The 25,066-nt window shown below is 58.2% G+C and carries 29 protein-coding genes, 1 tRNA gene and 1 other annotated feature; of the genes, 19 read left to right on the top strand and 11 right to left on the bottom strand.

The features are described from left to right. Nucleotides 1-111: 111 nt before the first annotated feature. Nucleotides 112-188: transfer RNA gene (locus CF137_RS02985), tRNA-Arg, on the bottom strand. A 50-nt stretch (nucleotides 189-238) separates the two neighbouring features. Beyond that, the gene (locus CF137_RS02980) at nucleotides 239-1,393 is read right to left on the bottom strand and encodes a flagellar assembly protein FlgT (RefSeq protein ID WP_139717792.1); all 1,155 of its coding nucleotides are present in this window, start codon (nucleotides 1,391-1,393) and stop codon (nucleotides 239-241) included. A 208-nt stretch (nucleotides 1,394-1,601) separates the two neighbouring features. Here CF137_RS02980 and CF137_RS02975 point away from each other — a divergent pair, with 208 nt between their 5' ends. Together CF137_RS02975 and CF137_RS02970 are read left to right on the top strand one after the other, a co-directional pair. Next, on the top strand, nucleotides 1,602-2,222 hold the full coding sequence (locus tag CF137_RS02975; RefSeq protein WP_139717790.1) for a FlgO family outer membrane protein: 621 nt from the start codon (nucleotides 1,602-1,604) through the stop codon (nucleotides 2,220-2,222). A 10-nt stretch (nucleotides 2,223-2,232) separates the two neighbouring features. Beyond that, a complete protein-coding gene (locus tag CF137_RS02970; RefSeq protein ID WP_139717788.1) occupies nucleotides 2,233-2,658 on the top strand; it encodes an LPP20 family lipoprotein in 426 nt (141 codons plus the stop codon). 89 nt (nucleotides 2,659-2,747) lie between these two features. Here the strand turns inward: CF137_RS02970 and pheA are convergent, their stop codons facing one another. Beyond that, nucleotides 2,748-3,920 carry a prephenate dehydratase gene (pheA, locus tag CF137_RS02965; RefSeq protein ID WP_139717786.1) on the bottom strand — a complete coding sequence of 391 codons (1,173 nt, stop codon included), beginning with the start codon at nucleotides 3,918-3,920 and terminating at the stop codon, nucleotides 2,748-2,750. 38 nt (nucleotides 3,921-3,958) lie between these two features. Next, nucleotides 3,959-4,080, bottom strand: a sequence feature (Phe leader region). 170 nt (nucleotides 4,081-4,250) lie between these two features. Between pheA and CF137_RS02960 the strand changes: the two genes are divergently transcribed. From CF137_RS02960 to CF137_RS02880, 17 genes are all read left to right on the top strand, one after another. Continuing rightward, nucleotides 4,251-4,862, top strand: a complete 612-nt coding sequence (locus CF137_RS02960; protein WP_139717784.1) for an HAD family hydrolase — start codon at nucleotides 4,251-4,253, stop codon at nucleotides 4,860-4,862. 18 nt (nucleotides 4,863-4,880) lie between these two features. Beyond that, entirely contained in the window at nucleotides 4,881-5,159 is a 279-nt protein-coding gene (locus tag CF137_RS02955) for a DUF6482 family protein (RefSeq protein ID WP_101323840.1), read from the top strand. A gap of 79 nt (nucleotides 5,160-5,238) precedes the next feature. Then, complete coding sequence (locus CF137_RS02950; protein ID WP_139717782.1) at nucleotides 5,239-6,075, top strand: adenine nucleotide alpha hydrolase family protein; 837 nt, start codon at nucleotides 5,239-5,241, stop codon at nucleotides 6,073-6,075. Between the two features lie 106 nt (nucleotides 6,076-6,181). Further along, entirely contained in the window at nucleotides 6,182-6,754 is a 573-nt protein-coding gene (locus tag CF137_RS02945; protein WP_139717780.1) for a DUF3157 family protein, read from the top strand. A gap of 189 nt (nucleotides 6,755-6,943) precedes the next feature. Continuing rightward, complete coding sequence (locus CF137_RS02940; protein WP_101316222.1) at nucleotides 6,944-7,591, top strand: autotransporter; 648 nt, start codon at nucleotides 6,944-6,946, stop codon at nucleotides 7,589-7,591. A gap of 180 nt (nucleotides 7,592-7,771) precedes the next feature. After that, nucleotides 7,772-8,719, top strand: coding sequence for a YbgA family protein (locus tag CF137_RS02935; RefSeq protein WP_139717777.1), 948 nt, complete (start codon nucleotides 7,772-7,774; stop codon nucleotides 8,717-8,719). 223 nt (nucleotides 8,720-8,942) lie between these two features. Beyond that, nucleotides 8,943-9,830 (top strand): MerR family transcriptional regulator, encoded by an 888-nt coding sequence (locus CF137_RS02930; protein WP_139717775.1) that lies wholly within the window; start codon nucleotides 8,943-8,945, stop codon nucleotides 9,828-9,830. Beyond that, nucleotides 9,827-11,263 (top strand): deoxyribodipyrimidine photo-lyase, encoded by a 1,437-nt coding sequence (gene phrB / locus CF137_RS02925; protein WP_139717772.1) that lies wholly within the window; start codon nucleotides 9,827-9,829, stop codon nucleotides 11,261-11,263. Before CF137_RS02930 ends, phrB begins: the two co-directional genes overlap by 4 nt. Before the next feature lies 1 nt (nucleotide 11,264). Next, nucleotides 11,265-11,693, top strand: a complete 429-nt coding sequence (locus CF137_RS02920) for a nuclear transport factor 2 family protein (protein ID WP_139717770.1) — start codon at nucleotides 11,265-11,267, stop codon at nucleotides 11,691-11,693. Further along, complete coding sequence (locus tag CF137_RS02915) at nucleotides 11,690-12,424, top strand: SDR family NAD(P)-dependent oxidoreductase (protein WP_139717767.1); 735 nt, start codon at nucleotides 11,690-11,692, stop codon at nucleotides 12,422-12,424. The genes CF137_RS02920 and CF137_RS02915 overlap by 4 nt, the downstream gene beginning before the upstream one ends. Continuing rightward, complete coding sequence (locus CF137_RS02910) at nucleotides 12,421-13,680, top strand: NAD(P)/FAD-dependent oxidoreductase (protein WP_139717766.1); 1,260 nt, start codon at nucleotides 12,421-12,423, stop codon at nucleotides 13,678-13,680. Before CF137_RS02915 ends, CF137_RS02910 begins: the two co-directional genes overlap by 4 nt. Further along, nucleotides 13,677-14,429, top strand: a complete 753-nt coding sequence (locus CF137_RS02905; RefSeq protein WP_139717764.1) for a DUF1365 domain-containing protein — start codon at nucleotides 13,677-13,679, stop codon at nucleotides 14,427-14,429. The genes CF137_RS02910 and CF137_RS02905 overlap by 4 nt, the downstream gene beginning before the upstream one ends. Continuing rightward, entirely contained in the window at nucleotides 14,429-15,685 is a 1,257-nt protein-coding gene (locus tag CF137_RS02900) for an SAM-dependent methyltransferase (RefSeq protein WP_139717762.1), read from the top strand. Before CF137_RS02905 ends, CF137_RS02900 begins: the two co-directional genes overlap by 1 nt. A gap of 2 nt (nucleotides 15,686-15,687) precedes the next feature. Then, nucleotides 15,688-16,167 (top strand): DUF2878 domain-containing protein, encoded by a 480-nt coding sequence (locus CF137_RS02895; RefSeq protein ID WP_139717760.1) that lies wholly within the window; start codon nucleotides 15,688-15,690, stop codon nucleotides 16,165-16,167. Next, the gene (locus CF137_RS02890; RefSeq protein ID WP_042019957.1) at nucleotides 16,164-16,382 is read left to right on the top strand and encodes a TIGR02450 family Trp-rich protein; all 219 of its coding nucleotides are present in this window, start codon (nucleotides 16,164-16,166) and stop codon (nucleotides 16,380-16,382) included. Before CF137_RS02895 ends, CF137_RS02890 begins: the two co-directional genes overlap by 4 nt. Then, nucleotides 16,339-16,881: a chalcone isomerase family protein gene (locus CF137_RS02885; RefSeq protein WP_139717757.1), complete on the top strand. Its 543-nt coding sequence runs from the start codon at nucleotides 16,339-16,341 to the stop codon at nucleotides 16,879-16,881. The genes CF137_RS02890 and CF137_RS02885 overlap by 44 nt, the downstream gene beginning before the upstream one ends. Nucleotides 16,882-16,895: 14 nt before the next feature. After that, nucleotides 16,896-17,435 carry a DUF3833 domain-containing protein gene (locus tag CF137_RS02880; protein ID WP_139717755.1) on the top strand — a complete coding sequence of 180 codons (540 nt, stop codon included), beginning with the start codon at nucleotides 16,896-16,898 and terminating at the stop codon, nucleotides 17,433-17,435. A gap of 71 nt (nucleotides 17,436-17,506) precedes the next feature. On the opposite strand, the gene nqrM is transcribed toward CF137_RS02880, so the two are convergent. From nqrM to CF137_RS02840, 8 genes are read right to left on the bottom strand one after another with little or no spacing between them, the layout of a single operon-like run. After that, nucleotides 17,507-17,731 (bottom strand): (Na+)-NQR maturation NqrM, encoded by a 225-nt coding sequence (gene nqrM / locus CF137_RS02875; RefSeq protein ID WP_042019960.1) that lies wholly within the window; start codon nucleotides 17,729-17,731, stop codon nucleotides 17,507-17,509. Nucleotides 17,732-17,740: 9 nt separating this feature from the next. Further along, nucleotides 17,741-18,778 (bottom strand): FAD:protein FMN transferase, encoded by a 1,038-nt coding sequence (locus CF137_RS02870; RefSeq protein ID WP_139717753.1) that lies wholly within the window; start codon nucleotides 18,776-18,778, stop codon nucleotides 17,741-17,743. Nucleotides 18,779-18,781: 3 nt separating this feature from the next. Continuing rightward, on the bottom strand, nucleotides 18,782-20,005 hold the full coding sequence (gene nqrF, locus CF137_RS02865; RefSeq protein WP_101316197.1) for an NADH:ubiquinone reductase (Na(+)-transporting) subunit F: 1,224 nt from the start codon (nucleotides 20,003-20,005) through the stop codon (nucleotides 18,782-18,784). Between the two features lie 32 nt (nucleotides 20,006-20,037). Further along, a complete protein-coding gene (gene nqrE, locus CF137_RS02860) occupies nucleotides 20,038-20,634 on the bottom strand; it encodes an NADH:ubiquinone reductase (Na(+)-transporting) subunit E (protein WP_042019965.1) in 597 nt (198 codons plus the stop codon). 3 nt (nucleotides 20,635-20,637) lie between these two features. Continuing rightward, complete coding sequence (locus CF137_RS02855) at nucleotides 20,638-21,270, bottom strand: NADH:ubiquinone reductase (Na(+)-transporting) subunit D (RefSeq protein ID WP_042019967.1); 633 nt, start codon at nucleotides 21,268-21,270, stop codon at nucleotides 20,638-20,640. Beyond that, a complete protein-coding gene (locus tag CF137_RS02850; RefSeq protein WP_101316196.1) occupies nucleotides 21,263-22,063 on the bottom strand; it encodes a Na(+)-translocating NADH-quinone reductase subunit C in 801 nt (266 codons plus the stop codon). The genes CF137_RS02855 and CF137_RS02850 overlap by 8 nt, the downstream gene beginning before the upstream one ends. Continuing rightward, a complete protein-coding gene (locus tag CF137_RS02845; protein ID WP_042019970.1) occupies nucleotides 22,053-23,282 on the bottom strand; it encodes an NADH:ubiquinone reductase (Na(+)-transporting) subunit B in 1,230 nt (409 codons plus the stop codon). The genes CF137_RS02850 and CF137_RS02845 overlap by 11 nt, the downstream gene beginning before the upstream one ends. A 3-nt stretch (nucleotides 23,283-23,285) precedes the next feature. Next, nucleotides 23,286-24,629, bottom strand: coding sequence for a Na(+)-translocating NADH-quinone reductase subunit A (locus tag CF137_RS02840; RefSeq protein WP_101316194.1), 1,344 nt, complete (start codon nucleotides 24,627-24,629; stop codon nucleotides 23,286-23,288). Nucleotides 24,630-25,066 lie beyond the last annotated feature (437 nt).

The following is a 25,066-nucleotide window of genomic DNA, read 5'->3' as shown; positions in this document are numbered from 1 at the left end:
CTGATTTGGGAAACAACGCCCATCAAAACCTACAGTTCATTAAACAAGTACACCAGAACCAAAAACGACCAAGGGGTTAGCACCATGACGATGCCAACCCCTTGTTTTATATGGTGCTCCCGACTGGAGTCGAACCAGTGGCCTGTCCCTTAGGAGGGGACCGCTCTATCCTACTGAGCTACGGGAGCGTTGTGGCGGGCATTATACAAGAAGCAACTCCCTTTTAAACCCTTGATTCTTATTCCAATACTGCCAAATCCCCATTCTGGATGTTAAACGGTGAATATTTGTTCTGGCTGCTGATGATGGCGCCATCGTCGAATACCTGCACCACTTCGAACAGGCCGTCAGCCGGGTTGCGCATCATGCGTGACTTGCCGTAGGGGTCGATGAAGTCGGCGTTGTGCTGGATGCGGAACTGGTCGCCGAGCTTGACGCCGTTGCGCCGCCCCAGATTGATGTAGGGGCCGCGCTCGTTCTGGCCGACCACCCGGGCGGTGACCGGGGCGCAGGTGAGCTGGGCTACCAGATCCTGAGCCGCCTGTTGCAGCTGGTAGTTGACCTCCTGGCCGTAGCTTGACTGCCAGAACTGGCCGCTGCTGCTGCCCACTTGCTCCCGCTTGCCGAAGGTCCAGGTGGCGCGCCCTTCGTAGACCTTGCGGTTGACCAGGCTGCCGTTGATGCCGTCGAACAGGTAGAGCTGCATGCGAAAGTTGCGCACCGGATCCTCATACCAGCTGGTCAGCTGATTGCCCTGGGGCTCGATGGAGAGATCGTCGATGCTGCCGAGCACCAGATACTGGCTGTCGGTACGCAGGCTGAGCGCCTTGATCTCCTCAAGGGCGCTGCGGTCTCCCTGTTGCAGGTGGAGCGGGTCGATGCGCAGGTTTTCATCCAGCCACTGGCGCACCGCGACTCCTTGCGGGGCGTTGGCGAGGGTTTCGAACAGCCGGCGTGAGAGGTTCTCCGGCATGTCATCCATGGCGCCATAGCTTGCCTGATCCGGATAGCGTATCCGCAGCCTCACCAGTGTCAAATCCTTGGCGAAGTGCTGGGTCTGGCAGATCTGGCGCTCGGCCTGAATGTCGGCCATCAGCGTGATGTACATGCGGCCGTTGCGCACCTCTTCCCGTTTGAGCCGGTACTGGCGAATATCGCCGCCGGAGCGGATCTGGATCTGCTCGGAGCGCAGGCTGCCATTTTCCAGACGCTGAACGCTGGAGACAGCCGCACCGCTTGCCAGCAGGGCCTGACGCAGGGCGTCGCGGGTCGCCTGCTCGCGGGCATAGACTTCATCGCCCCCGATAATGGCGGCGCTGCCCTGTGCTTCGATAAGCTCGGCGCGGGCGCTCAGGCTGGCCAGCAGCAGGGTCAACAGCAGCGGTAATTTCATAGCAGATACCTTGAGTTGGCGGGCAGCCGCGCCACTTCCTGAGGAGATGACACCCACTGGCCGACATGGATCACAACACTTGCCGGGTGGCAGCGCACGGTTGCGCTGACGATGGTCATTAAAAAGCAAGAATCATGCCTCATTCCCGGCTCAAGCTTTGTCCGGCCGGTCCGATAACAAGTCAGGTGCAGATACAGGAAAGGTATCCATGAACAAACTCATCACGGCGTTGGCGCTTGCTCTGGCATTGACCGGGTGTGGCTCCGACCCTATCAATCGGGAGCAGGGTGACCCCCGTCAGGCGGCACAGGGGATGGAGCTCAACTGGCTGGTGGCGCGTATGACCGATCAGCTGATGGAGCGCAAATCGCTGACCACCCTGACCGAGCCTATCGCGGTAGCCTCTTTCGTCGATCTCGATACCCTGCAGGACACCAACTGGATGGGCCAGCAGATTGAGGAGAGCTTTATCTACGAGCTCAACCGCCGCGGCGAGGTGGTGGTGGACTTCAAGCTGACCGGCAGCATCAAGGTGACGCCGCAGGGGGATTTCGTACTGAGCCGCAACTACAAGGAGCTCTCTTCCCGTTTGCCAATCTCCCGCATTCTGGTCGGTACTTTCAGCCGCAACAGCAAGGGGATCCTGGTCAACGCCCGCGTTATCGACATGCGCACCAAGATGGTGGAGACCACGGCCCAGAGTCTGATCCCGCAAAAATATCTGTTCGGTGCCAACAACTCGTTTGGCCGGGCATCGATCAATCGCGGTTATCTGATGCGTGACAGTCAGGCGAGGCCGGGCGGTCATCTGGTTAACCTGACCCCGTAAGGAGCGAGTCATGAAGATCCTGTTTGGTTGCCTGTTGGCCCTCCTGCTGACGGGTTGCAGCTACAACCGGGTGGTGGATTACACCCAGGGTGGCAAGCCCGATGATTTTCCGGTGCTCAAGGCGGTGGGCTATGCGGTGATCGACATCCAGCCCGGCCCCTCCCAGCCGGAGAAGATGCTGCAAGCCATTCGCGCCTCCAAGATGGATGCCTATCGTGAGCTGGCCGAGCAGCTCAATGGCCAGCAAGTGCGTGGCCAGAGCAGCTACCGTGACCTGACCCAGACCTCCAACTCGCTGGACGTGTCGGTGGCCGGTATGGTGCGTGGTGCCCGGGTGGTCGCCTCCTATCCGCGCGGTAACACCTATGCCACCGAGATGGAGCTCGATACTCGCGCCCTCTACAACATCAACCAGTTGATGGCCGGTCAGTTCTGAGTTGATGAGCCTGATCTGAAAACAGGCATCAAAACAGGCATCAAAAAAAGGCGAGCATGTGGTGCTCGCCTTTTGTCATTCAGGGCGGTTTAGCTCCCCATCAGCACTGGCGGCACTGCGGTGGGTTTGACATCCTCACTCGGGTAGCAGCCAAGCACCTTGATATAGCGGGTGATCTTGGTCAGCTCCACCAGTGCGGCCTGCATCGCCGGGGTCTGCAGGTTGGCCGATACATCCAGATAGAACATCTCTTCCCACGGGTTGCCCTGCACCGGACGGGATTCCAGCTTGGTCATGTTGATCTCGTGGCTGCGCAGTACCAGCAGCGCCTCGACCAACGAACCCGGTTTCTGGGAGGTGGACATGATGAGGGTGGTCTTGGCCGGGATCTGCGGCGCCACGTCGATGGGCTTGCGCGCTACCACGATAAAGCGGCTGTAGTTCTCTTTCTGGTTGGCAAGATGCTCGGCCAGTACGTCCAGGCCATAGAGCTCGCCGCCGGCTGCGCTGCCGATGGCGGCAGCTTCGGGGCTGGCCAGCTCTTTGACCTTCATCATGGCGCTGGAGGAGGAGTCGCAGATCTCGTGACGGGCCCCTTCCAGCTTACTCAGATAGTGAGAGCACTGCTGGAACACCTGCGGGTGGGCATAGAAGGTCTTGATGCGACTCAGCTCAGTCGGCACAGCGGTGAGGATGCAGTGCTCGATGGGGTAGGTGAGTTCGCCGACGATGGAGAGGCTGGTGTGCTGCATCACGTCATAGACTTCGTTGATGGAGCCCGAGCTGGTGTTCTCGATGGGCAGCACGCCAAAGGCGGCGCGGCCAGACTCCACCGCATCCAGCACTTCGCGAAAATTCTGGCAGTTCACCTCGATCACCTGATCCTTGTAGCGGGCCAGATATTTGCGGGCGGCGAGGCTGGAGTAGGAACCGCGCGGCCCCAGATAGGCGACGCTGGTCATCGGCTCCTGCTGCTCCGGGTTGAGCAGGCTCTGCAGATAGGCCTGCTGGGAGAGCACAGAATCTTCGATGATGGTGTGGTAGATGCGGGTGATGTACTGGGCATCCAGCCCCAGCACGCGCCCTTTCTGGATCAGGGCGACCAGCAGATCCTGCTCCCGCTGGTGGTCACGGATGGGGCGGGGATTGGCCTGTTTGGCACGGGCCACCTCGATGCTGAGGGCCTTGCGTTTTGCCAGCAGGGCAAGCAGCTCCTGATCCAACCGGGTGATGTCTTGTCTGATCTCGTCGAGCGTTGCCATGATTGTTCCCTATCCAAGTAATCGATTGATATTAATGCAAAAAAAAGCCTCCGCTAAGGGAGGCTCGATTCGTCTTTGCTTGCTGCTCACATGACGACAGGCCTTCCCTCAAGTGGGCCGGATAAACGAGAAAGCAAAGAAGAATGTTGGCTGCATGGTCAGAATCCTGATTGTAACGCCCTAACCATTAAGGGATTTGTCGGTCTGATGCAAGTAAAACTTGCCCACGGGCGGGGATAGGGGCAGGGTATCCGGTTAAGAACGCGGCGTGTAAACGGGATATATCGATTCCGTTTGAATAACATTCAGAGGGTGAGGGAGGGGAAGCGGATGACCATTATTTTCGATCTGGGACGGGTGGTGGTGAGCTGGGATCCGGTGGGCATAGTGCGTTCGGTGCGTGGCCCGCAAGGTGCCGAGCAGCTGGCGGAACAGCTCTTTAACCACCCGGACTGGCTGGAGGTGGACAGAGGCACCATGTCGCTGCATACCATGGCCCGGGAGGCGCAAGCGCGTACCGGCCTCTCGGCGGCGGAGAATCTGGCCATTTTACAGGCGGTTCCCGCATCGCTCTTGCCAGATCCCGCTATGCTGACCCTGATAGCCGAGCTGCACGGGGCGGGGCACACCCTGTATGCCCTCTCCAACATGGGTCACGCCAGCATCGACTGGCTGGAGCAGCATCAGGATTTCTGGCGCTTCTTCAGCGGCAAGGTGGTATCGGCGCGGGTGCGGATGATGAAGCCTGAGCCGGATATCTATCGCTATCTGCTGGTATCGTTCGATTTGACACCGGCAGAGTGCATCTTCATCGATGACAGTCCCGCCAACATCGCGGCCGCCGCGGCCCTCGGCATCAGGGGGATCGTCTTCACCGACGCGGCGAGTTGCCGCCAGCAACTGGGTGAGCTGGGCTGTGTGCCCGCCACCGGCAAGGGGTGATGCCCCTGTGGGAGCACTATGGAGCATGGCCGGTTTCGCAACTGGTTGAGTCACTATCCCGAGGCGACCCTGATCATCGCCTGCAAGGATGGCAGCGGTTATCAGCTCTGCATCGAGGCGGAAGGGGAGTGTCTCTGCCTGACCGACAGCGATGATGGGCGTTTGACCTTTGCCTCGCTGGATCAAGCTCAGGGTTTTTTGCGGGCTCATCAGGTGTATCAGGCTCGCTTGCGAGTTTATGACGCTCAAAATGAAGATTTAGCGGCAGAATCACAGGAAATAACCATCAAGTTTTAAATTTAACCAGACTCTTTAAGGGTCTATTCAGCTTGTTTCCCCCACAATCGCGCACCTGTTCATCATTCGGAGCTGTTTAATGGGTGACAATGTCGTTGTACTGAATCAGGGATATGATCACGCTTTTCAAGCCAGGGAACAGCTATTGATTGAGCGACTGGCAAGTTTTGACGAGCTGGTTGTCTCTTTTTCGGGACGGTTGGAATCCTGCTACAGCATCGATCTGTGCCGCGCCGCTGGCGTCAAGATCCACGCCATTACCCTCGATAATCCGACTCGCAGTCGCAGCGAAGTGGCCCGTGCCAAGCGTTATTGCCAGCGCTATGGCATCGACCACTGGATCGTCAAGAGCGATGAGATCGTTTTCTGTGATCGCCTGCCACATATGGAAGGGTTGATCGATCCGGTTCGCCGCATTTATGAGCATGTGCAGACCCGTGTGGAGTGGTCTCACCTGCCGCTGCTGATCCCCGCTGCGGTGGAGGAGCGTGACGACTATCTGGCCCAGTTCGGTTCCCTGCCTGCCAATACCATCTGGTTCTTTGCTGACAACGGCTTGATGCGTCGCGATTATCGCTACGGCTTCCACAAACGCCAGCTCGGTCGCTGGGGCAAGGGGAGCAACGGTTGCCTCAGTAATCGCTTCGCCAATCCACGGCTGCTGGAGCAGCGCTATCTGCGGATGGTGGATCAGGCCGAGCAGATGCTGGCCGACATGGGGCTGGACGAGGCGCAGGTCTTTTTCCATACCCTGTGCGACTGCACCACCACCCTGGCCCGGGTGCGCCTGCCCGAGCATCAGCGTGCGCAGGCCTTTGATATGCAATCGGATATTCTGTCTGCCCTCAAGGGGACCGAGTTCGATCTGGTGACCCTGGATATGGCGCAGCAAGAGCGGCACGAGATCGCCATCTAGCCTGCAGGCGAGCGACGGGGGCGTCAGAACGTGAGTGCTGTCATAGGCAAGGGGCGACGGGACTGTTTATACTGTCGCCCTTTCACCCGTTACCGAGCTTCGCCCTATGAAACCCTTCTCCCGTCTGCTGATTGCCCTGTGCCTCTCACCCGTGCTGGCGCAGGCCGCCCCTCTATCTCAGGTGACGCTGCCCGATGGCCGGCAGGTTCAGCTCAACGATGACTTCACCTGGGAGTATCTGGTGGTCAAACCGGCAGACCCCGTGCAGGGCGTGGTTGCTGATGGGAAGGCGGGGGCCGTGGTGGCGGTAGCCGCCCCGGTACTGACCGATCAGGCCAAGGCCAATCCGGAACTGCTCGCCCAGATGGCGCGCGATGGTGTGCTGGTCAAGCTGGACAAGATCGAGGGATCTGACCCGCTGGCGCTGACCTTTATGGTGAGCAATACCGGCAACCGCAATGTGGTCGGGGTGCGCGGCATGGTGACCCTGTTCAGTGCTGATGGTGTGCAACTGAGCCGTCAGGAGGCCCGCTTCTGGGTCGCCGAGAACCGCCTGCCGGAGACCTATCTGCGCAAGGGGCAAGCCCGTCCGTCGCTGGCCATCGAGATCCCCCGTCCTGCCGGATTGACCGGTCAGCCGTTGGTGCGGGTCGAAATTGACGAGGTGGTATTCCGCTGATTTTTCGCTGTTCCGGCCCATGCAAACCGTTTGGGCCGGCAACTTGTTGCCGCTGACACCCCCTGCAATATCTGCTTACATCTGACATGGTTCTGCAACAGCTTGCAGCTCGGCAAGCCGGGAACCTGGCCGCACAATGACTCCATACCAGCTCGCTAGCAACGGGCCCAATCACATGGAGTTATCATCATGAAAAAAGCAACTGTCTCTCTTCTGGTTCTGGCCGGGTTTGCCTCTACTTCCGCCATGGCGCAGGATGCCTTCAGCTACGCCAAGGGTTCCGCTACCTGGGCGCACACCAAATCCGACTATCTGAACAACAACCTGCTGTTCCCCCGTGATGCCAGCAATCAGGGCACTCGCGATTTTGGCGGCGTGACGCTGGATCTCTCCAAATCGTTCGCCAACAACTTCTACGGCCGTCTGCTCTCCGAGGGCACCTCTGCCCAGCACGGCAATGACAGCATGGGGATCGGCAGCCTGGGTATCGGTGTCTTCACCCCGCTCAGCACCGGCCTGAACCTCTACGGTGAAACCGGTCTGATGGGTTACACCATGGAGCGCGAGCAGGCCTATGACGTCAAGGGCTGGGATCTGGTGAGCCGCAAGAGCAGCGGCAGCATGTACGGTGAAGTGGGTCTGCGCTACGACATCGGCGCCATCGAGCTCTCCACCGCCTACCGCTACGCCAACATGACCGACGATATGCACGACTTCAAGGTGGGCGGTGCCTACAAGCTCAACCAGAACTGGGCGCTGACTGCCGACTACACCTATCGCAACTGGGATCTGCAAAAAGGCTCCATCTCCAGCCTGGGTGTGAAGTACAGCTTCTGATTTTCCTTCCTGTACTCCGTAGTGTCTTGATTTTTACCCATGGCGTTTGCCATGGGTTTTTTCTTTTTCCGGTGATCCCTTTTTTCTCCTTGTGTCGTATCAGTCGCAAATAGTTATACAACTTCCATTTCTTTGTATAACTGCTATAACTGAATCAGTACTTATACAAGGAGCGTCATCATGTACAAGATTAAAGTCGGTATCAGTGCCTGCCTGCTGGGACAAGAGGTGCGTTTCGATGGGGGCCACAAGCGCTCCAGCTTCTGCGAACGGGATCTTGGCGCTCACTTTGACTATCACCCCGTCTGCCCCGAAATGGCCATCGGTCTGGGGGCGCCCCGCGCCGCCATCCGGCTGGTCAAGCGTCACGGCGAGATCCGCGCCGAGGCGAGCAATGGCAGCTTCGATGTCACCGAAAAGCTGATTGCCTTCAGCGAGCAGAAAGCCCGCCAGCTCGACTTTATCTCCGGCTATATCCTCTGCGCCAAATCCCCCAGCTGCGGCATGGAGCGGGTCAAGGTCTATGGCGCCAACAACGAGGGGAGCGCCAAGGAGGGGATCGGCCTGTTTGCCAAGGCGTTGATGGAAGCCAACCCCTTGCTGCCGGTCGAAGAGGATGGCCGCCTGTGCGACCCCATTCTGCGGGAGAACTTCGTGCTGCGGGTCTTTGCCTATCACGACTGGCAGCAGCTCTGCGCCCGCGGCATCACTGCCTCTGCGCTGATCCGCTTCCACTCCCGCTACAAGTATCTGGTGCTCTCCCACGCCACCACCCACTATCGCATCCTCGGCAAGCTGCTCGGCAATCTGGGCAAGTCCACCAATGTGCAGGAGGTGGCTGACAACTACATCAAGGGATTGATGACGGCGCTGACCCTGCGGGCCAACCGCCGCAGCCACACCAATGTGCTGATGCACCTGCAGGGCTACTTCAAGCGGGTGCTGACCCCGGCCCAGAAGCAGGAGCTTGCCGATACCATCGACAAGTACCGCACCGGCATCTTCCCCTTGCTGGTGCCGCTCACCCTGATCCGTCACTACCTGCGCGAGTACCCCAATCCCTATCTCGCCGAGCAGGTTTATCTCAATCCGCACCCCGATACGCTCAAGCTGCGCTACGGGCTCTGAGAATGCGGTTTTGTGCGGCCGAGTCGGTCTATCTCGACCTTCATCCCAACACGCTCAAGCTGCGCTACGGGCTCTGAGAATGCGGTTTTGTGCGGTCGAGCAGGTCTATCTCGACCTTCATCCCAACACGCTGAAACTGCGTTACGGGCTCTGAATCTGTTCTGTTACCCCGGCGCATAGCTTGCGCCGGGGAGCTTCACTCCTCTGTTTGATGGACGTTGTCATGTCTGATTTATCGCAAGAAGTTGCTCCTCTGGCTGATGAGGGGATCCACCCCATTCGCGAGGTCTCCCGCCTCACCGGCGTCAACGCCGTGACTCTGCGCGCCTGGCAGCGCCGCTACGGTCTGGTGCAACCGGCCCGTACCGAAAAGGGCCACCGCCTCTACAGCGAGCAGGATATTCGCCAGATCGGCGAGATCCTGAGCTGGCTGGATCGGGGGGTGAGCATCGGGCAGGTGAAGGGGCTCTTGAGCGAACCCCACGCCGAGCCGGTGAGTGATCACTGGCAGCAAACCCTGGAGCAGTTCAGTCAGGCGCTGCTCGCCTTTAACCAGCGCAAGGCGGAGGCCGAGCTCAACGATCTGCTGGCAAGCTACCCGTTCGATCTGGTACGCAGCCGGATTCTACAACCGCTGGTGGAGCGGCTGCTGGGGCTGTGGCGCGAGCGGCCCGATGGTGAGCTGCTGCAACAGGTGTGGCTGGGCTGGCTCCATACCCGCTTCGCCCGCCACCTGATTGAGCAGGAGAAGGGGGAGCCGGTCACCTTGGCAAGCTGGGGACAGGTCGGCCCCCTTGATTTGGTGTGGGCCGCTTATGAGCTGATCGGTCAGGGCTATGAGGTGCAACTGCTGGGGGCAGTCGAACCGCGCCATGCAAGTCTGCTGGAGGGGCGAGCCGTCACTCCCTGGCTGGTGTTGCTGGGGGCGGGGCTTGGCAAGCAGGAGCTGGCCGCCGGCTGGCCCGCAGGCACGCGCCTGTTTGGCGAATTGGGGCGCCTCTACGATGGCGAGTGGCTTAAAGCCCACGGCTGGCAGGCGAGCCTTGCCGAGCTGATGGCGGATGCACCTGCTACGGGCGGTGCCCGCGGGCGCGGGAGGAAAAAATCATGAAGCTGGTCTGGCTGCGCAATGATCTGCGCCTTGCCGACAACCCGGCACTGCGCGCTTGTTGTGGCAAGAGTGCCTGCGCCGATGATGAGCCGGTGGCCGCGCTCTTTATCGTCTCCCCCACCCAGTGGCGGCAGCACAAGATGGCACCCATCCGTCAGCGCTTTATGCTGGCGCAGGTGGATGTGCTGGGCCGTGAACTGGCGGCGCTCGGTATCCCGCTCCATCTGCTGCGAGTGGAGACCTTTGCCGAGGTGCCCGCGGCGCTGGCTGACTTAAGCCGCGAGTTGGGGGTGACCCAACTTTATGCCAATCAGGCCATCGAGATCGACGAGCAGCGCCGCGACCACGCCGTTACTGCCGCGCTGGCAGAGCAGGCGGTGAGTTGTCACTGGCTCAACGGCTGCTGCGTATTGCCGCCGGGGCGGGTGCTGACCGGTTCGGGGGAGATGTTCAAGGTCTTCACCCCCTTCAGCCGAGCCTGGCTCAAGGCCCTCGACGAGGAGGGTTTTGTCATTCACCGCGCCCCTGTCGCGCGCGGCGAGCCGTTGCCGTGGCAGCCGCTCGCCGAGCGGGAGTGGGTTGATGAAGCGCTCGGCGAGCTGACGGCAGATCCCCGCTGGCCGGTGGGGGAGGCGGAAGCCCGGCGCCGTTTGAACGATTTTCTGGAGCAGGCGGTGCTCGACTATGGCGAGACCCGGGATTTCCCTGCCATCGCCGGCACCTCGGTGCTCTCCCCCTATCTGGCGGCGGGCATCATCAGTCCCCGTCAGTGCGTGGCGGCGCTCCAGCAGCGGCTTGGCTATCGACCCCAGACCAAGGCCCAGCCAGGCTTTGTCTGGCTCAATGAGCTGATCTGGCGTGAGTTCTATCGCCACCTGCTGGTGCTGATCCCGACCCTCTCGATGAATCGTCCCTTCAAGCCGGAAACGGCAGCCTTGCCATGGAGCTGGGATCCGGATGCCTTTGCCGCCTGGTGCGAGGGGCGCACCGGCTACCCCATCGTCGATGCGGCGATGCGCTGCCTCAACGCCACCGGCTGGATGCACAACCGGCTGCGGATGATAGTGGCGAGCTTTCTCACCAAGGATCTCCATATTCACTGGCGGCTGGGGGAGGATTACTTCATGAGTCAACTGATTGACGGGGATCTGGCGGCCAACAACGGTGGCTGGCAGTGGGCGGCGGGTACCGGCGCCGATGCGGCGCCCTATTTTCGGGTCTTTAACCCCACCACTCAGGGGCAACGATTTGATCCACAAGGGGAGTTTATCCGTACTTGGGTAACTGAACTTGCCGATACTCCCCCGCCTTATGTGCATCAGCCCCATGACTGGCTACGACTCAAAGGGCGACAGGATTATCCGGCACCCATGGTGGATCACGCGGTTGCCCGGGTGAGAGCCATCGAGATGTTTCGAAATCAGGAGAAATAGGATGAAGGATCCGCTGGCCAGCTTTATTGCGCTCTATCAGCAACTGGACAAGCAGCAACTGCACCGCTTGCCAGAGATCTATGCCGAGCAGGTCATTTTCGTCGATCCGGCGCATCGTATCGACGGGCTGGCAGCGCTTACTGACTATTTTGCTGCTATGTATCAGCGCCTCGCCTACTGCCGCTTCGAGATCACCAGTCAGCAGCAGCAAGGGCAGGAGGCATGGATCAGCTGGATAATGCGTTTTTCTCATCCGCGGCTGGCCAGCGGTCAGGCGGTCACGGTAGAAGGTGCCACTCGACTCACCTTTGACAAGCTTGGTAAGGTAGTGATGCACCGTGATTATTTTGATCTTGGCGCCATGCTCTACGAGCAGTTGCCGCTACTGGGCTCAGTGGTACGAGCGATCAGAGGGAGATTGGGTTCATGAATGGACGCGTATTGATCACCGGCGCCAGCTCAGGGATCGGTCGTCAGCTGGCGCTGGATTACCAGCAGGCCGGGTGGCAGGTGTGGGGCTGTGGTCGGGATGGTGAGCGGTTACAGGAGTTGGCGCAAGCGGGCATCACCCCGCTGCAATTTGATGCCCGTGACCTGGCTGCCATGAAAGAGCTGGCTAGCAGTTTGCCGCCACTGGACTTGCTGATCCTCAATGCCGGAAATTGTGAATACATGGATGTTGCCGAGGGCTTTGACAGCGCCCTGTTTGCCCGGGTGATCGAGACCAATCTCATTGCTACCGGCTATGCGCTTGACGCATTTTTACCGCTGCTGCATCGGGGAGCGCGGCTGGCGCTGGTCAGCTCCTCTGTCAGCTGGTTGGCCTTGCCAAGAGCACAAGCCTACGGTGCCTCCAAGGCGGCGCTTGATTATCTGGCCGCTACCTTGCGGCTGGATCTTACGGTGAGGGGGATCGGCGTGACCCTGATCCGCCCCGGTTTTGTCAAAACCCCCCTCACCGCGAAGAATGATTTTCCCATGCCCTGTCTGGTGACCGTGGAGCAGGCCTCCCGCACTATCATGGACGGGCTTGCTGCGGGTCACCATCAGATCCATTTTCCCCGTCGTTTCATCTGGTTGCTGCGCCTGCTTGGGGCGCTACCGGTGGGATTGTGGCTGCGTTTCGGTGGTTCGCTTACTTCGAAAGGACACAATAAATGAAGAAAAGGATAGCCATAATAGGCTCCGGAATTTCCGGTCTCTCCGCCGGTTTTCTACTGCACAAGTTGCACGATGTTACGTTGTTTGAGGCAGCGCCAACCCTGGGTGGCCATACCGCGACCGTTGATGTGAGTCTGGCGGGTCGTAACTACGCCATCGACACCGGCTTTATTGTGTTTAATGACCGTACTTATCCCCATTTTTTGAAGTTGCTGGCCCGGATCGGGGTAGAACGGCAACCTGCCGAGATGAGCTTTTCAGTCAAAAGCCCGGAGGGGCTTGAATACAACGGTCACAACCTCGATACCCTGTTTGCCCAGCGCAGCAATTTGCTAAGCCCACGTTTTTACCGTTTTGTTGGCGAGATCCTGCGGTTTAACCGGGATGCTCGCGCCTGGTTGGCCGATTCGCAACTCGAAGGGAATAGCGATCAGCTGACCCTGGGGGATTTTTTGCTGGCCGGTGATTTTAGCGATTACTTCGCCCGTCATTACATCCTGCCCATGGGGGCGGCGATCTGGTCTTCGACACTGGCGGATATGCGCGCCTTTCCGTTGGGCTTCTTTTTGCGCTTTTTTGCCAACCACGGCTTGCTGGATGTGGCCAATCGCCCCCAGTGGTATGTCATTCCGGGCGGTTCGCGGGAATATATCGGCCCCCTTACGGCGGGTTGGCAGCAACAGATCCGGCTCGCTTGTCCGGTGCAGAGCGTGCGGCGGGACACGGACGGCGTGGTGATCCTGAGTAGTTACGGTGAGGAGCGGTTTGACGAGGTGATCTTCGCCTGTCATAGCGATCAGGCGCTGGCCCTGTTGCAAGATGCCAGCTCAGGGGAGCAAGCGATTCTCGGTGACATGACTTATCAGGCGAACGATGTCTGGCTCCACACCGATGCGCGCTGTTTGCCGAGCCGCAAGAAAGCCTGGGCCAGCTGGAATTATCAGCTCGATGGCAATGACGAGGCGCGGCCGCTGGTGAGCTACAACATGAACATCTTGCAGAGTGTTGAATCCTCGGAACCCTTTTGTGTCAGCCTCAACCCGCAGGGCAAGGTGGATGAGAGCAAGGTGTTGCGTCGCTTCGTCTACCACCATCCAGTGTTCAATCAGGCCTCCATCGCAGCCCAGCAGCGGCGTGCCGAGATTTGCGGTCAGCGCCACACCCATTTTTGCGGCACCTATTGGTACAACGGCTTTCATGAAGACGGGGTGCATAGCGCGCTGGATGTAGCCGAACGCTTTGGGGCCAGTTTATGAGTACCGCTGCGGCTGAACAGACCATCAGTGCCATTTGGCAGGGGTCAGTGCGCCATCGCCGTTTTGCACCACGGGCGCATGCCTTCTCCTACAGCCTGTTTATGCTGGGGCTGGATCTGGATGAGGTCGCGACGCTGGATCAGGGGCGCTGGTTCGGGGTGGAGCGGGCGGGGCTGCTCTCCTTTCATCGTGATGATTACCTCAAAGGCAGTCAGGGTAACCTCAAACAGGCGGTGTGGCAGAAAGTGGCAGAGTTAGGTGGCACTGCAGAGCCCGGTGAGCGGGTACTACTGCTTGGCAATGTGCGCTGCATGGGTTTTTACTTCAGCCCGGTCAACTTCTATTTTTGCTACCGGCAAGGGGAGGCACGTTATCTGTTAGCCGAAGTGTCGAACACCCCCTGGAACGAGCGCCACTACTATTTGCTGGATCTGGCGGCGCTGGCCCCCCACGACAAAGATTTTCATGTCTCCCCCTTTATGGGGCTGGCGATGCGTTATCACTGGCGTATTCGCCCCCCGGCACAAGAGACGCTGATCCACATCGAGAGTCATCCCCAGTCCGGTGAGGCAAAGTTGTTTGACGCGACCCTGGCCCTGAGCCGTGAGCCGCTGTCACGCAAGGGGCTGATGGCGCTGCTGGTGCGCTGGCCGTGGATGACCCTGAAGGTGCTGCTCGGGATCTACTGGCAAGCCCTGCGTCTTTTTATCAAACGAACCCCCATTTTTAGTCATCCGGAGACTCGCTAATGGAATTAGTGCAAGCCACACAATCCGCCTCTTTCATTGAAAAAGGGGCAAAGCAGTTGCTACTCAAGCTGCTGGTGCGCCTCGGTCATGGTCAACTGATCCTGCGAGACGGTAGTGAGCGCCACAGCTTCGGGGTAGCAGGCACCGATCTGCATGCCGAGCTGGTGGTGCAGGACCCCGCCTTCTATCGTCGCCTGTTACTGGGGGGCAGCATAGCGGCTGGTGAGACCTGGGTAGAGGGGCTGTGGACCAGCCCGGACCCGGTAGCGCTGGTGCGGTTGCTGGCCCGTAATATGTCCCTGCTGGACAGCCTGGAGCGACGCCTGAGCTGGTTGAGTTTCCCCTTCAACAAGGCGCGCCACTGGCTCAATCGCAATACCCTGACTGGATCGCGCTCCAATATTGCCGCCCACTACGATCTGGGCAATACCCTCTATCAGGGCTTTCTCGACAGCCATATGCAGTATTCGAGTGCCATTTATCCAACCGCAGAGGCCACCTTGGAACAGGGGCAGCAGGCCAAGCTGCATACCATCTGCGAGCGGCTCGAGCTGGGGCCACACGATCATCTGCTGGAGATCGGTACCGGCTGGGGCGGCTTGGCAGTCTATGCCGCCCGTCACTACGGCTGCCGGGTGACCACCACTACCATCTCTCAGGCCCAGCATGACTATGCCAAAGAGTGGATCGCGCGGGAGGGGCTAGGGGATCGCATCACCCTGCTGCTGGAGGATTACCGCAAGCTGGAGGGCCGCTATGACAAGCTGGTCTCCATCGAGATGATCGAAGCGGTCGGCCATGGCTTCCTGCCCGACTATTTCCGCCAGCTGTCACGGCTGCTCAAGCCCGGCGGTCGCCTGCTCATTCAGGCCATCACCATTGCCGATCAGCGTCATGCCCAGTATCTGCGCAGCGTGGATTTCATCCAGCGTTATATCTTCCCCGGTGGCTGCTTGCCGAGTGCATCCCAGATGGCGGGCTTGATTGCCAAAGAGACCGACATGCAGCTGGTGCGGTTGCACGATCACGGCCATCACTACGCCCGTACACTGGCCCACTGGTGTGAGCGCTTTCTGGCGTTGGCGCCTGAGCTGCCCAAGTTGGGCTATAGCCAGGATTTCATCCGGTTGTGGCACTTCTACTTCGCCTATTGCGAGGGGGGATTTTGGGAGCGGGCGATCAGTCTGGTGCAGCTGGAGGCGGCCAAGCCAGGGCCGTCTGGTTGGTCAGGTTCACTGCCAGTGAGCGGTCACTAATCATGTGGCAGTGGGCCCACCTGTTGGGGTTCAACCTCTACTGGTTGCTGGCGGTAAAATGGCAGCAACCGGGCCCGCTGCTGGTGATCTTGCTGCTGCATTTTCTCTTCTCACCCAGCCGCAAGGATGATGTGCGGCTGTTGCCCCTGGCGCTTGCCGGGTGTCTGCTTGATCTGCTGCTATGGCGGATCGGGCTGTTTCAGTTTCCCGCCGGGTTTCCACTTTGGCTGGTGCTACTCTGGCTCGGTTTCGCCCTCTCCTTGGCTCATGGTATGCGTTGGCTGCTGCGCTTGCCCCGCTGGCAGCAGGCGCTGTTTGGCATAGTGGGGGGCGCCTTCTCCTATGTGGCGGGTGCCGCCATGGGGGCAGTACACTTACCCTGGGGCATCTGGATCAGCGCGGCAGTGCTGACAGTGATCTGGATGTGGTGGTTACCCGTACTACTGTGGGTAATGGTCAAACTGGAGGGTGAGCCAACATGAACACCTTTTCGAGCGACACCTTGTTGTTTTCCAAATGGACCAAAGAGAGCCAGCATGAGCTGACCGATCGCCACTATCTGGTCGTTGCCTGCCAGCGTGACGCGCAAGGGCAGCTGGTGCAGGTGGTGGTGCAGGATATCAACACCTTGCAAGAACAGGAGATGGACTGGCATGAACTGGAAGACCCCCACCATTGGCATATGGGGTGGAATTAGCCCACTGCTTGCGGCGCTGACTTTACTCATTGCAACGACCGTGCACGCTTCTGCGGCCCCCTGGCAACAGTTGCGCCCGGTCGGGCAGGGGGAGATGAACTGGCTCTGGTTCAAGCTCTACGATGCCACCCTCTACAGCCAGAGTGGCCGCTATAAGCTGGGCCAATATCCACAGGCTTTAATCCTTACCTATGCCAGATCCATAGAGCGGGAAGATCTACTGAGTGCCACCGACGCAGAGTGGCAGCGGCTCGGTCTTGGCACTGACGTAGAGCGTCAGCGCTGGCTCGGTCAGCTTGCAGCGCTGTGGCCCGATGTGCAGGAGGGCGACCAGCTGACTTTTTATGTCGATGCAATGGGGGCGGGTCACTTCTGGTGGCACAACAAGCCCCTCGGCACCCTAGCCGATCCGCACTTCTCGGCTGCATTCCTCGCCATCTGGCTGGCTGACAACAGTCGCGATCCTGCACTCACTCGCCGCCTGCGCGGTCAACTCTGAATATGGAGTCTCTGATGTCTTTCTACCGTGCGTACCGCTGGTTACTGTTGCTACCCCTGTTTTTGCTGAGCGGATGTGGCGCCAGTCTCGATGACTATCGTGGTCAGGGGCCAAACTGGGATCTTGCTCGCTTCTTTGATGGCAAGCTGGTGGCACATGGTCTGGTGACCGACCGTAGCGGCGAAGTGACCAGTCGCTTTCGGGTCGAGATGGTGGGGCGTTGGCAAGATGGCAAGGGGGAGCTATTCGAGCAGTTCTACTTTGACGATGGTCGTCAGCAGACCCGCACCTGGTATCTGAGCAAGGGCGCGGATGGTCACTGGCGTGGCACAGCTTCCGATGTGGTGGGGGAGGCGGTAGGCAAGACTGAGGGGTTTGCCCTCAACTGGCGCTATCAGCTCGATTTGGTGCTGCCGGATGGCGAGACGGTGCGGGTGAGTTTCGATGACTGGATGTATCTGCTGGATGAGGACCGTCTGATTAATCGTGCCGCAATTAGCAAATTTGGCATCCACCTTGGTGAGGTGATCCTCTACATCGAGCGCCAGCCCTGACGATTAAGGAACGTTACCTCAATGAAAAAGCGCGCCGATGGCGCGCTTTGTGTTTCGCATGGAAGGCCGGATCAGATGATGCGGTTATCTTCCAACATCTTGCGACGGGCCTCTTCTTTGGCCATCTTCTTTTTGCGGTTATCGCAAGGCTCGGGGCAATCGCACTCTTTCTCGATGCCGACCGTACCCAGGCCACCACAAGAGCCGGAGATGGTCTTCTTCTGGAAGATGTAGCCGATAGCCATGGCGGCTATCACCAGCATGAAGACCCCGAAGGTGATCAGAAAAATCTGCATCTCTACCTCTTACTTCTTGACCAGATAGGGCTTGAAGGCATCGGAGTAGGCCTCTTCAAAGCCGTCGTCCGTTTTGGTGATCACGAAGATCGCCAGGCCCCGCTCTTTGGCGTACGCCAGGCTCTTCTCGGTTCCCATTACCATGAATACGGTCGCCAGCCCATCTGCGGTCATGCAGGAGGGGTGGATGACGGTGACCGATACCAGCCGGTGCTGGATCGGCTTGCCGGTGCGTGGGTCTATGGTGTGAGAGAAGCGCTGGCCATCGAGCTCGTAGTAGTTACGGTAATCACCCGAGGTAGCCACGCCGTTATGGCCAGGAATGATCACCTCTTGCACCGTGCCGGAGCCCGCAGTGGGCTTCTCGATGGCGACGCGCCAGGGATGTCCCTTGCTGTTGACACCACTGATCCGCAGTTCACCACCAATTTCGACCAGATAGTTGCGGCTACCGAGGAGTTCCAGATACTCGGCTACCTTGTCTACCCCAAAGCCTTTGGCAATAGAGGAGAGATCGACGTAGAGGTCCGGAATATCTTTTTGCAGGGTGTCGGCATCCACCGAGGTCACTACATGCAGATTACCCAGCCCGGTCTTTTGGCGGGTTTGGGTGATCAGCTCGTCAGACGGGATCTTGGTTGGCTTTTTGTCCGGGCCAAAGCCCCACAAATTGACCAGCGGGCCAACGGTGACGTCTAGCGCGCCCTGGCTCTCACGGCCAATATGAATCGCCTCTGTCACCACTTGCGCCGTATCACGGGAGACCACGATCGGGGTGGCACTGCGATGCTGGTTAAAGCGCGACAGCTCGGAATCGGGGCGATAGGTCGACATCTGGTCGTTGACCCGCTCCAGCAAGACATCGACTTCAGCCTGTAATTTGGCGGGATCACTGATGATGCCATCAGCCACTTTGATCGAGTAGTAAGTGCCCATGGTGCTACCGGTGATATGGATCTCCGGTTTGGTTTGGACCGTTTCCTGACCGCACCCAGTCAAGAAAAAGGCTAGCCCGAAGGCTAGCCAGGTCTTTACAACACTGTGCATGGATTAACCACCAAAGTCATCCAACAGGATGTTTTCGTCCTCAACACCCAGATCTTTGAGCATGTTGATGACGGCAGCGTTCATCACCGGAGGTCCACACATGTAGAACTCGCAATCTTCCGGTGCCTCGTGGTTCTTGAGATAGCTCTCATAGAGCACGTTGTGGATGAAGCCGGTGTAGCCATCCCAGTTGTCTTCCGGTTGTGGGTCAGACAGGGCGACGTTCCACTTGAAGTTGTCGTTCTCGGCCGCGAGCATGTCGAAATCTTCGACATAGAACATTTCACGCTTGGAACGGGCACCGTACCAGAAGCTCATCTTGCGCTTGGAGTTCAGGCGACGCAGCTGGTCGAAGATATGGGAACGCATCGGCGCCATACCTGCACCACCACCGATGAACACCATCTCGGCATCGCTCTCTTTGGCAAAGAACTCACCGAACGGACCGGAGATGGTCACCTTGTCACCCGCTTTCAGGCTGAAGATGTAAGAGGACATCTGTCCCGGAGGGGCAGTCCAGTTGCTGGGCGGCGGAGTTGCGATCCGCACGTTCAGCAAGATCAGACCGTACTCTTCCGGATAGTTGGCCATGGAGTAAGCGCGGATGATCGGCTCATCGACCTTGGACTCCAGTTCAAAGATCTTGAAGCGATCCCAGTCACCGCGATACTCCTCGGGAATATCGAAGTTTTTGTAGCTCACATGGTGAGCAGGGGCTTCGATCTGGATATAACCACCGGCACGGAATGGTACTGTTTCACCATCCGGGATCTGCAGTTTGAGCTCCTTGATGAAGGTGGCCTTGTTATCGTTGGAGATAACAGTACATTCCCACTTCTTCACCCCGAAGATCTCTTCCGGCAGTTCGATATCCATGTCAGAGCGCACGGTGACCTGGCAGGCCAGACGTTCGCCATGACGAGCTTCGCCCTTGCTGATGTGATCCAGTTCGGTTGGCAGAATGTCGCCACCACCGGATTTCACCCGTACTTTGCACTGGCCGCAGGAGCCACCGCCGCCACAGGCAGAGGAGACAAAAATACCGCTACCGGCCAAAGCGCCCAACAGTTTGCCGCCAGCAGGGCCTACAACAGCCTTGGCAGGGTCACCGTTGATGCTGATTGTCACATCGCCCGCAGTCACCAGCTTGGACTTGGCGAACAGAATGACTGCCACCAGTGCCAGCAGGATCACGGTAAACATGACCACACCCAAAATAATTTCCATCTATCGTTCCTTTCTGATTGCAGGAAAGCCGATTACAGGGAGATACCAGAGAAGGACATGAAGCCCAGAGCCATCAGGCCAGCGGTGATGAAGGTAATGCCCAGACCACGAAGACCGTGCGGAACATCAGAGTACTTCATCTTCTCGCGAATACCTGCCAGCGCAACGATTGCCAGCATCCAGCCTGCCCCTGACCCTACACCGTAAACCACAGACTCGACGAAGTTGTAGTCACGCTGCACCATGAAGGAGACGCCACCGAAGATGGCGCAGTTCACGGTGATGAGTGGCAGGAAGATGCCAAGCGCGTTGTAGAGCGCAGGGAAGTACTTGTCCAGCGCCATTTCCAGGATCTGTACCAGTGCCGCAATCACACCGATGAAGGTGATGAAGCTCAGGAAGCTCAGATCCAGACCGGATACCAGAGCACCATCTTTAAGCACGTAGTTGTAGATCAGGTTGTTGGCCGGAACCGCGATGGTCTGCACCACAATAACAGCAATACCAAGACCCATAGAGGTCTTAACCTTCTTGGACACCGCCAGGAAGGTACACATCCCCAAGAAGAAGGAGAGTGCCAGGTTTTCGATAAAAATCGATTTAATCAACAGACTCAGATAGTGTTCCATACCTTAATCCTTCGCCTCCACCTGCTTGGGATCCTTGGTGCGAACGCCCCAAATGATCAGACCAATGATGAAGAATGCACTCGGCGGCAGCAGCAGCAGGCCGTTTGGCACGTACCAGCCACCATTGTTCACCAGCGGCAGCAGTTCGAAACCGAACCAGGTACCGGAGCCCAGCAGTTCACGGACGGTTGCGACGCTCAGCAAAATAGCGCCATAACCCAGACCGTTGCCGATACCATCCAGGAAGGAGGGCAGCGGGGCGCTCTTCATGGCGTAGGCTTCGGCACGACCCATCACGATACAGTTGGTGATGATCAGACCCACGAATACCGACAGCTGCTTGGAGATGTCATAGGCGTAAGCCTTGAGCACCTGGTCAACCACGATAACCAGTGAGGCGATGATCGCCATCTGGACGATGATCCGGACACTGTTCGGGATGTGATTGCGGATCAGAGAGATAAACAGGTTTGAGAAGGCGGTGACCGCCATGACCGCCAGGGTCATTACAAACGCTGTCTTCATCTGGCTGGTAACCGCCAGTGCAGAACAGACCCCCAACACCTGCAAGGCGATGGGGTTGTTGCCAAGCACCGGCGTCAACAGCAACTTCTTCATTTCGCTCTTGTCAGCCATTGTTGATTTCTCCTGCACGAACCTTGGCCAGGAAAGGACCAAAGCCCTTGGGACCCATCCAGAAGTCGAAGGTATGCTGAACACCGTTACCGGTCAGGGTCGCGCCAGACAGACCATCGATATCATGCTCGGAACCTTCCGGAGCATGGCCCTTGATGACGCGCAGCGCCGGTTCGCCACTTTGGTTGAACAGCTTTTTGCCAACAAACAGTTCGCGCCAAGCCGGGTTTTCGATCTCGCCACCCAGACCCGGGGTTTCACCATGGTCATAGTAGGTGATGCCTTTGATGGTCTGGCCATCAGCAGCTATTGCAACGAAGGCATACATGGTCGACCACAGACCCTGACCGTAGACGGGCAGGATGATGCTGTCGATCTTGCCTTCGCTGTCTTTGGCGAAGAATACCGGGATCTGTTGGGAGATCTGGCGCAGGCTGGCTTTGTCGTCAGCGGCAGCAAGACGAATGCTGGTCGCTGGATTTTTGGCGGCCAGCTTGGTGTCGAAGTTGTCGGCATCCTTGCTGGTCTTGCCTTCAACAAAGTTACCGGTCGCGAGGTCGACCAGACGAGCTTCGATATTGTTACCGTATAGCTTGGCGATATCACGCTTGGCTACATCGTTCACATTCACACCCGCTACCGCGAGAATGTTGCTCTGCTTGTCGATCGCCTTATTCTCTTCCTGAGTAGAGCGCAGGCCAACAGCGGCAACGGATACCACGATGGAACAGGCCAGACACAGGCCGGTAACCACGCTGATGGTGCCGAGGGTTGAATCTTTATTAAACGCCACGAGCAATCCTCCGCTTGATGTTTGCCTGAGCGACGAAGTGGTCCATCAGGGGAGCAAACAGGTTCGCAAACAGAATGGCCAGCATCATACCTTCCGGGAATGCAGGGTTGACTACACGAACCAGCACCACCATGACGCCGATCAATGCGCCATACCACCACTTGCCCTTGTTGGTAAAGGCAGCGGAGACCGGGTCGGTCGCCATAAAGGCCATACCGAAGGCGAAGCCGCCCAGTACCAGATGCCAGTGCCACGGCATGCTGAACATGGGGTTGGTATCGGAACCGATGACGTTAAACAGCAGGGAGGTAGCGATCATACCGATCATCACACCGGCAATGATGCGCCAGGAGGCGATCCGCATGTAGACGATCATGGCGGCACCCAGCAGGATCATCAGGGTAGAGACTTCACCGATGGAACCTGGCAGGTTACCAAGGAATGCGTCCATCCAGCTGATAGCCTGGCCGGTTGCACCGTGGATCAGTGCCATCTGGCCGCCTTGAGCCCACTGGCTCAGGGCGGTAGCGCCGGAGAAGCCGTCAACGGCAACCCACACGGCATCACCGGAGATCTGGCCCGGGTAGGCGAAGAACAGGAACGCACGACCCGCAAGAGCCGGGTTCAGGAAGTTCTTGCCGGTACCACCGAACACTTCTTTGGCCATTACCACACCGAAAGTGATACCCAGCGCAGCTTGCCACAGGGGCAGCTCTGGCGGCACGATCAGGGCAAACAGGATCGAGGTGACGAAGAAGCCTTCGTTGATCTCGTGTTTGCGCACCATGGCGAACAGCACTTCCCAGAAGCCGCCGACCAGGAATGCGGTCAGGTAGATTGGGAAGAAGTGGGTAGCGCCGATCAGCATCTTGCTGCCGATACCGGCGACAGCTGGATCGAGGGAGGCGCCCAGCATGGTCGCCAGCGCATATTGCCAGCTGCTGGCACCAGCAGCGGAGCCCATATGGGCAATGGCGGCAATCGCCTGGTTACCTACGTTGAACATGCCCCAGAACATCGCCGGGAACACGGCCAGCCACACCATGATCATCATACGCTTCAGATCGAGCGCATCACGGACGTGGGCAGCATTGCGGGTAACGGTACCCGGGGTGTAGAACAGGGTGTATGCCGCTTCGAACAGGGCGTAGTACTTGGCGTACTTGCCACCCGGTTCAAAGTGGTGTTCCATATTTTCAAGAAGTTGCTTGAAACTCATTGCTTAACCTTCCAGTTCAATCTTGGTCAGGCACTCACGCAAGACTGGGCCGTACTCTGTCTTGCCAGGGCAGACAAAGGTACAGAGCGCCAAATCTTCCTCATCCAGCTCCAGGCAGCCCAGTGCTTGCGCACCATCGCTATCGCCAGAGATCATGTCTCGCAGCAGCAAGGTTGGCAGGATGTCGAGTGGCATCACCCGCTCATAGCTACCAATCGGTACCATGGAGCGGTCACTACCGTTGGTAGTGGTGGTGAAGTTGATCAGCTTGCCCTTCATTAGGTGAGAGAGGGTGGTGCGGGTGATCGAGAACTTGTTGGCGCTGGGGTTGATCCAGCCAAGGAACTCTTTCTCGCGACCTTCACCCAATGCACAGACCTGATTGTGATAACGGCCCAGGTAGTCGTGAACCCCTTCGGCTTTGGCACCACTGAGGATAGATCCGGAGATGACACGGTTTTCGTCGGCACGCAGCTCATTGTTGGTCAACTGGCTGATGCAGGCACCCAAACGGGTACGCAACAAACGAGGTTTGAGCACGTTCGGACCGGCCAGCGCGATCACCTTGTCGGTGCAGATCTGACCGGTGGTGAACAACTTGCCGAATGCGATCACATCCTGATAGTTGATGTGCCACTGCACCTTGGTGCTACTGACCGGATCCAGGAAGTGGATATGGGTACCTGGCAAACCGGCAGGGTGTGGCCCGACGAAGATCTCTTCCTTGACCTGAGCCAGCGGAGAGTGGGGCAGACTGCCTTCGCCTTTACAGACATAGACGGTGCCGTCGGTCAGGCGGGTCAGGACGGCCAGACCATCGAGGAATGCCTGGGGCTGTTCCTTGATAATCAGCTCGGCACTGGCGGCCAGCGGGTTGCTGTCCATTGCAGTAACAAAGATGGCGCGCGGGGCAGAGCCTACCGCCGGCACTTTGCTGAATGGACGAGTACGCAATGCAGTCCATTGACCTGATGTGATCAGGATATCTTGCACCTTGCTGCGCTCGAGCTTGGCCAGCTCGGCAGAAGCAACATGCTCAAAGGTCACCTGTTCATCAGATCCGTCGAGGTCGATGACCACAGACTGGAGAATACGTTTGGCACCACGGTTGATTTCTGAAACCACACCGGTGGCGGGAGCTGTGAATTTAACGCCCGGATTCTTCTTGTCTTCAAAAAGATCCTGACCTTTGATGACGCGATCACCTACTTTGACGAACATAGTAGGTCGCATCCCCACGAACTCCTCGCCCAGTGTCGCAACACGGGTGATGGCGGGGCCATCGTAGATTACTTGCTCTGGCGCACCCAGCACGGGGATGTCCAGTCCTCTTTTGATTGTAATCATACTCAATTGCACTACCGTTACGGGAAGAGAGGTTGGTTAGCGCCGAGAAATACATCACGACGGGTGGTTGAATGAGTCGCTGCTGTGGTCACGCCAAATATTCCGGCCTAACAATTATTCAACATGCAAGGTCACTCAAAAGCGCTTGAGTTTACCACTTAAGGTGCATTTTCTGCCATGCCAAATGGGTAAAATCCCCGTGCCATCACAAAATTAACCTGCAATGAATAACCCTCTAACGCCTTGTAAGTCGTGGTTTTAAAGGTTTTTTTATTTGAGTACCTCGATAGGGGTATTTGTTGTTATCTCAGCTATCAACAAAAGTGATCACCCTGCAAAATACCCCTTTGGATGTAGCCTTTTACGGTCTAATTGGGGAAAGTTGTTGCATTTTTGTGTGGCGATCCCCGGTGGGGGGTAATCCCCCCGAAAACCTG

This window comes from Aeromonas sobria, from assembly GCF_006243315.1.
Classification (GTDB): domain Bacteria; phylum Pseudomonadota; class Gammaproteobacteria; order Enterobacterales; family Aeromonadaceae; genus Aeromonas; species Aeromonas sobria_A.
Note: the sequence above shows the minus strand (reverse complement) of the source record. Positions and strands in the feature narration are given on the sequence as shown.

Bases quoted from the DNA above. Each gene is read 5' to 3' on its own strand.
- CF137_RS02980 (WP_139717792.1), bottom strand. From the start codon at position 1,393: ATGAAATTACCGCTGCTGTTGACCCTGCTGCTGGCCAGCCTGAGCGCC.
- CF137_RS02975 (WP_139717790.1), top strand. From the start codon at position 1,602: ATGAACAAACTCATCACGGCGTTGGCGCTTGCTCTGGCATTGACCGGG.
- CF137_RS02970 (WP_139717788.1), top strand. From the start codon at position 2,233: ATGAAGATCCTGTTTGGTTGCCTGTTGGCCCTCCTGCTGACGGGTTGC.
- pheA (WP_139717786.1), bottom strand. From the start codon at position 3,920: ATGGCAACGCTCGACGAGATCAGACAAGACATCACCCGGTTGGATCAG.
- CF137_RS02960 (WP_139717784.1), top strand. From the start codon at position 4,251: ATGACCATTATTTTCGATCTGGGACGGGTGGTGGTGAGCTGGGATCCG.
- CF137_RS02955 (WP_101323840.1), top strand. From the start codon at position 4,881: ATGGAGCATGGCCGGTTTCGCAACTGGTTGAGTCACTATCCCGAGGCG.
- CF137_RS02950 (WP_139717782.1), top strand. From the start codon at position 5,239: ATGGGTGACAATGTCGTTGTACTGAATCAGGGATATGATCACGCTTTT.
- CF137_RS02945 (WP_139717780.1), top strand. From the start codon at position 6,182: ATGAAACCCTTCTCCCGTCTGCTGATTGCCCTGTGCCTCTCACCCGTG.
- CF137_RS02940 (WP_101316222.1), top strand. From the start codon at position 6,944: ATGAAAAAAGCAACTGTCTCTCTTCTGGTTCTGGCCGGGTTTGCCTCT.
- CF137_RS02935 (WP_139717777.1), top strand. From the start codon at position 7,772: ATGTACAAGATTAAAGTCGGTATCAGTGCCTGCCTGCTGGGACAAGAG.
- CF137_RS02930 (WP_139717775.1), top strand. From the start codon at position 8,943: ATGTCTGATTTATCGCAAGAAGTTGCTCCTCTGGCTGATGAGGGGATC.
- phrB (WP_139717772.1), top strand. From the start codon at position 9,827: ATGAAGCTGGTCTGGCTGCGCAATGATCTGCGCCTTGCCGACAACCCG.
- CF137_RS02920 (WP_139717770.1), top strand. From the start codon at position 11,265: ATGAAGGATCCGCTGGCCAGCTTTATTGCGCTCTATCAGCAACTGGAC.
- CF137_RS02915 (WP_139717767.1), top strand. From the start codon at position 11,690: ATGAATGGACGCGTATTGATCACCGGCGCCAGCTCAGGGATCGGTCGT.
- CF137_RS02910 (WP_139717766.1), top strand. From the start codon at position 12,421: ATGAAGAAAAGGATAGCCATAATAGGCTCCGGAATTTCCGGTCTCTCC.
- CF137_RS02905 (WP_139717764.1), top strand. From the start codon at position 13,677: ATGAGTACCGCTGCGGCTGAACAGACCATCAGTGCCATTTGGCAGGGG.
- CF137_RS02900 (WP_139717762.1), top strand. From the start codon at position 14,429: ATGGAATTAGTGCAAGCCACACAATCCGCCTCTTTCATTGAAAAAGGG.
- CF137_RS02895 (WP_139717760.1), top strand. From the start codon at position 15,688: ATGTGGCAGTGGGCCCACCTGTTGGGGTTCAACCTCTACTGGTTGCTG.
- CF137_RS02890 (WP_042019957.1), top strand. From the start codon at position 16,164: ATGAACACCTTTTCGAGCGACACCTTGTTGTTTTCCAAATGGACCAAA.
- CF137_RS02885 (WP_139717757.1), top strand. From the start codon at position 16,339: ATGAACTGGAAGACCCCCACCATTGGCATATGGGGTGGAATTAGCCCA.
- CF137_RS02880 (WP_139717755.1), top strand. From the start codon at position 16,896: ATGTCTTTCTACCGTGCGTACCGCTGGTTACTGTTGCTACCCCTGTTT.
- nqrM (WP_042019960.1), bottom strand. From the start codon at position 17,731: ATGCAGATTTTTCTGATCACCTTCGGGGTCTTCATGCTGGTGATAGCC.
- CF137_RS02870 (WP_139717753.1), bottom strand. From the start codon at position 18,778: ATGCACAGTGTTGTAAAGACCTGGCTAGCCTTCGGGCTAGCCTTTTTC.
- nqrF (WP_101316197.1), bottom strand. From the start codon at position 20,005: ATGGAAATTATTTTGGGTGTGGTCATGTTTACCGTGATCCTGCTGGCA.
- nqrE (WP_042019965.1), bottom strand. From the start codon at position 20,634: ATGGAACACTATCTGAGTCTGTTGATTAAATCGATTTTTATCGAAAAC.
- CF137_RS02855 (WP_042019967.1), bottom strand. From the start codon at position 21,270: ATGGCTGACAAGAGCGAAATGAAGAAGTTGCTGTTGACGCCGGTGCTT.
- CF137_RS02845 (WP_042019970.1), bottom strand. From the start codon at position 23,282: ATGAGTTTCAAGCAACTTCTTGAAAATATGGAACACCACTTTGAACCG.
- CF137_RS02840 (WP_101316194.1), bottom strand. From the start codon at position 24,629: ATGATTACAATCAAAAGAGGACTGGACATCCCCGTGCTGGGTGCGCCA.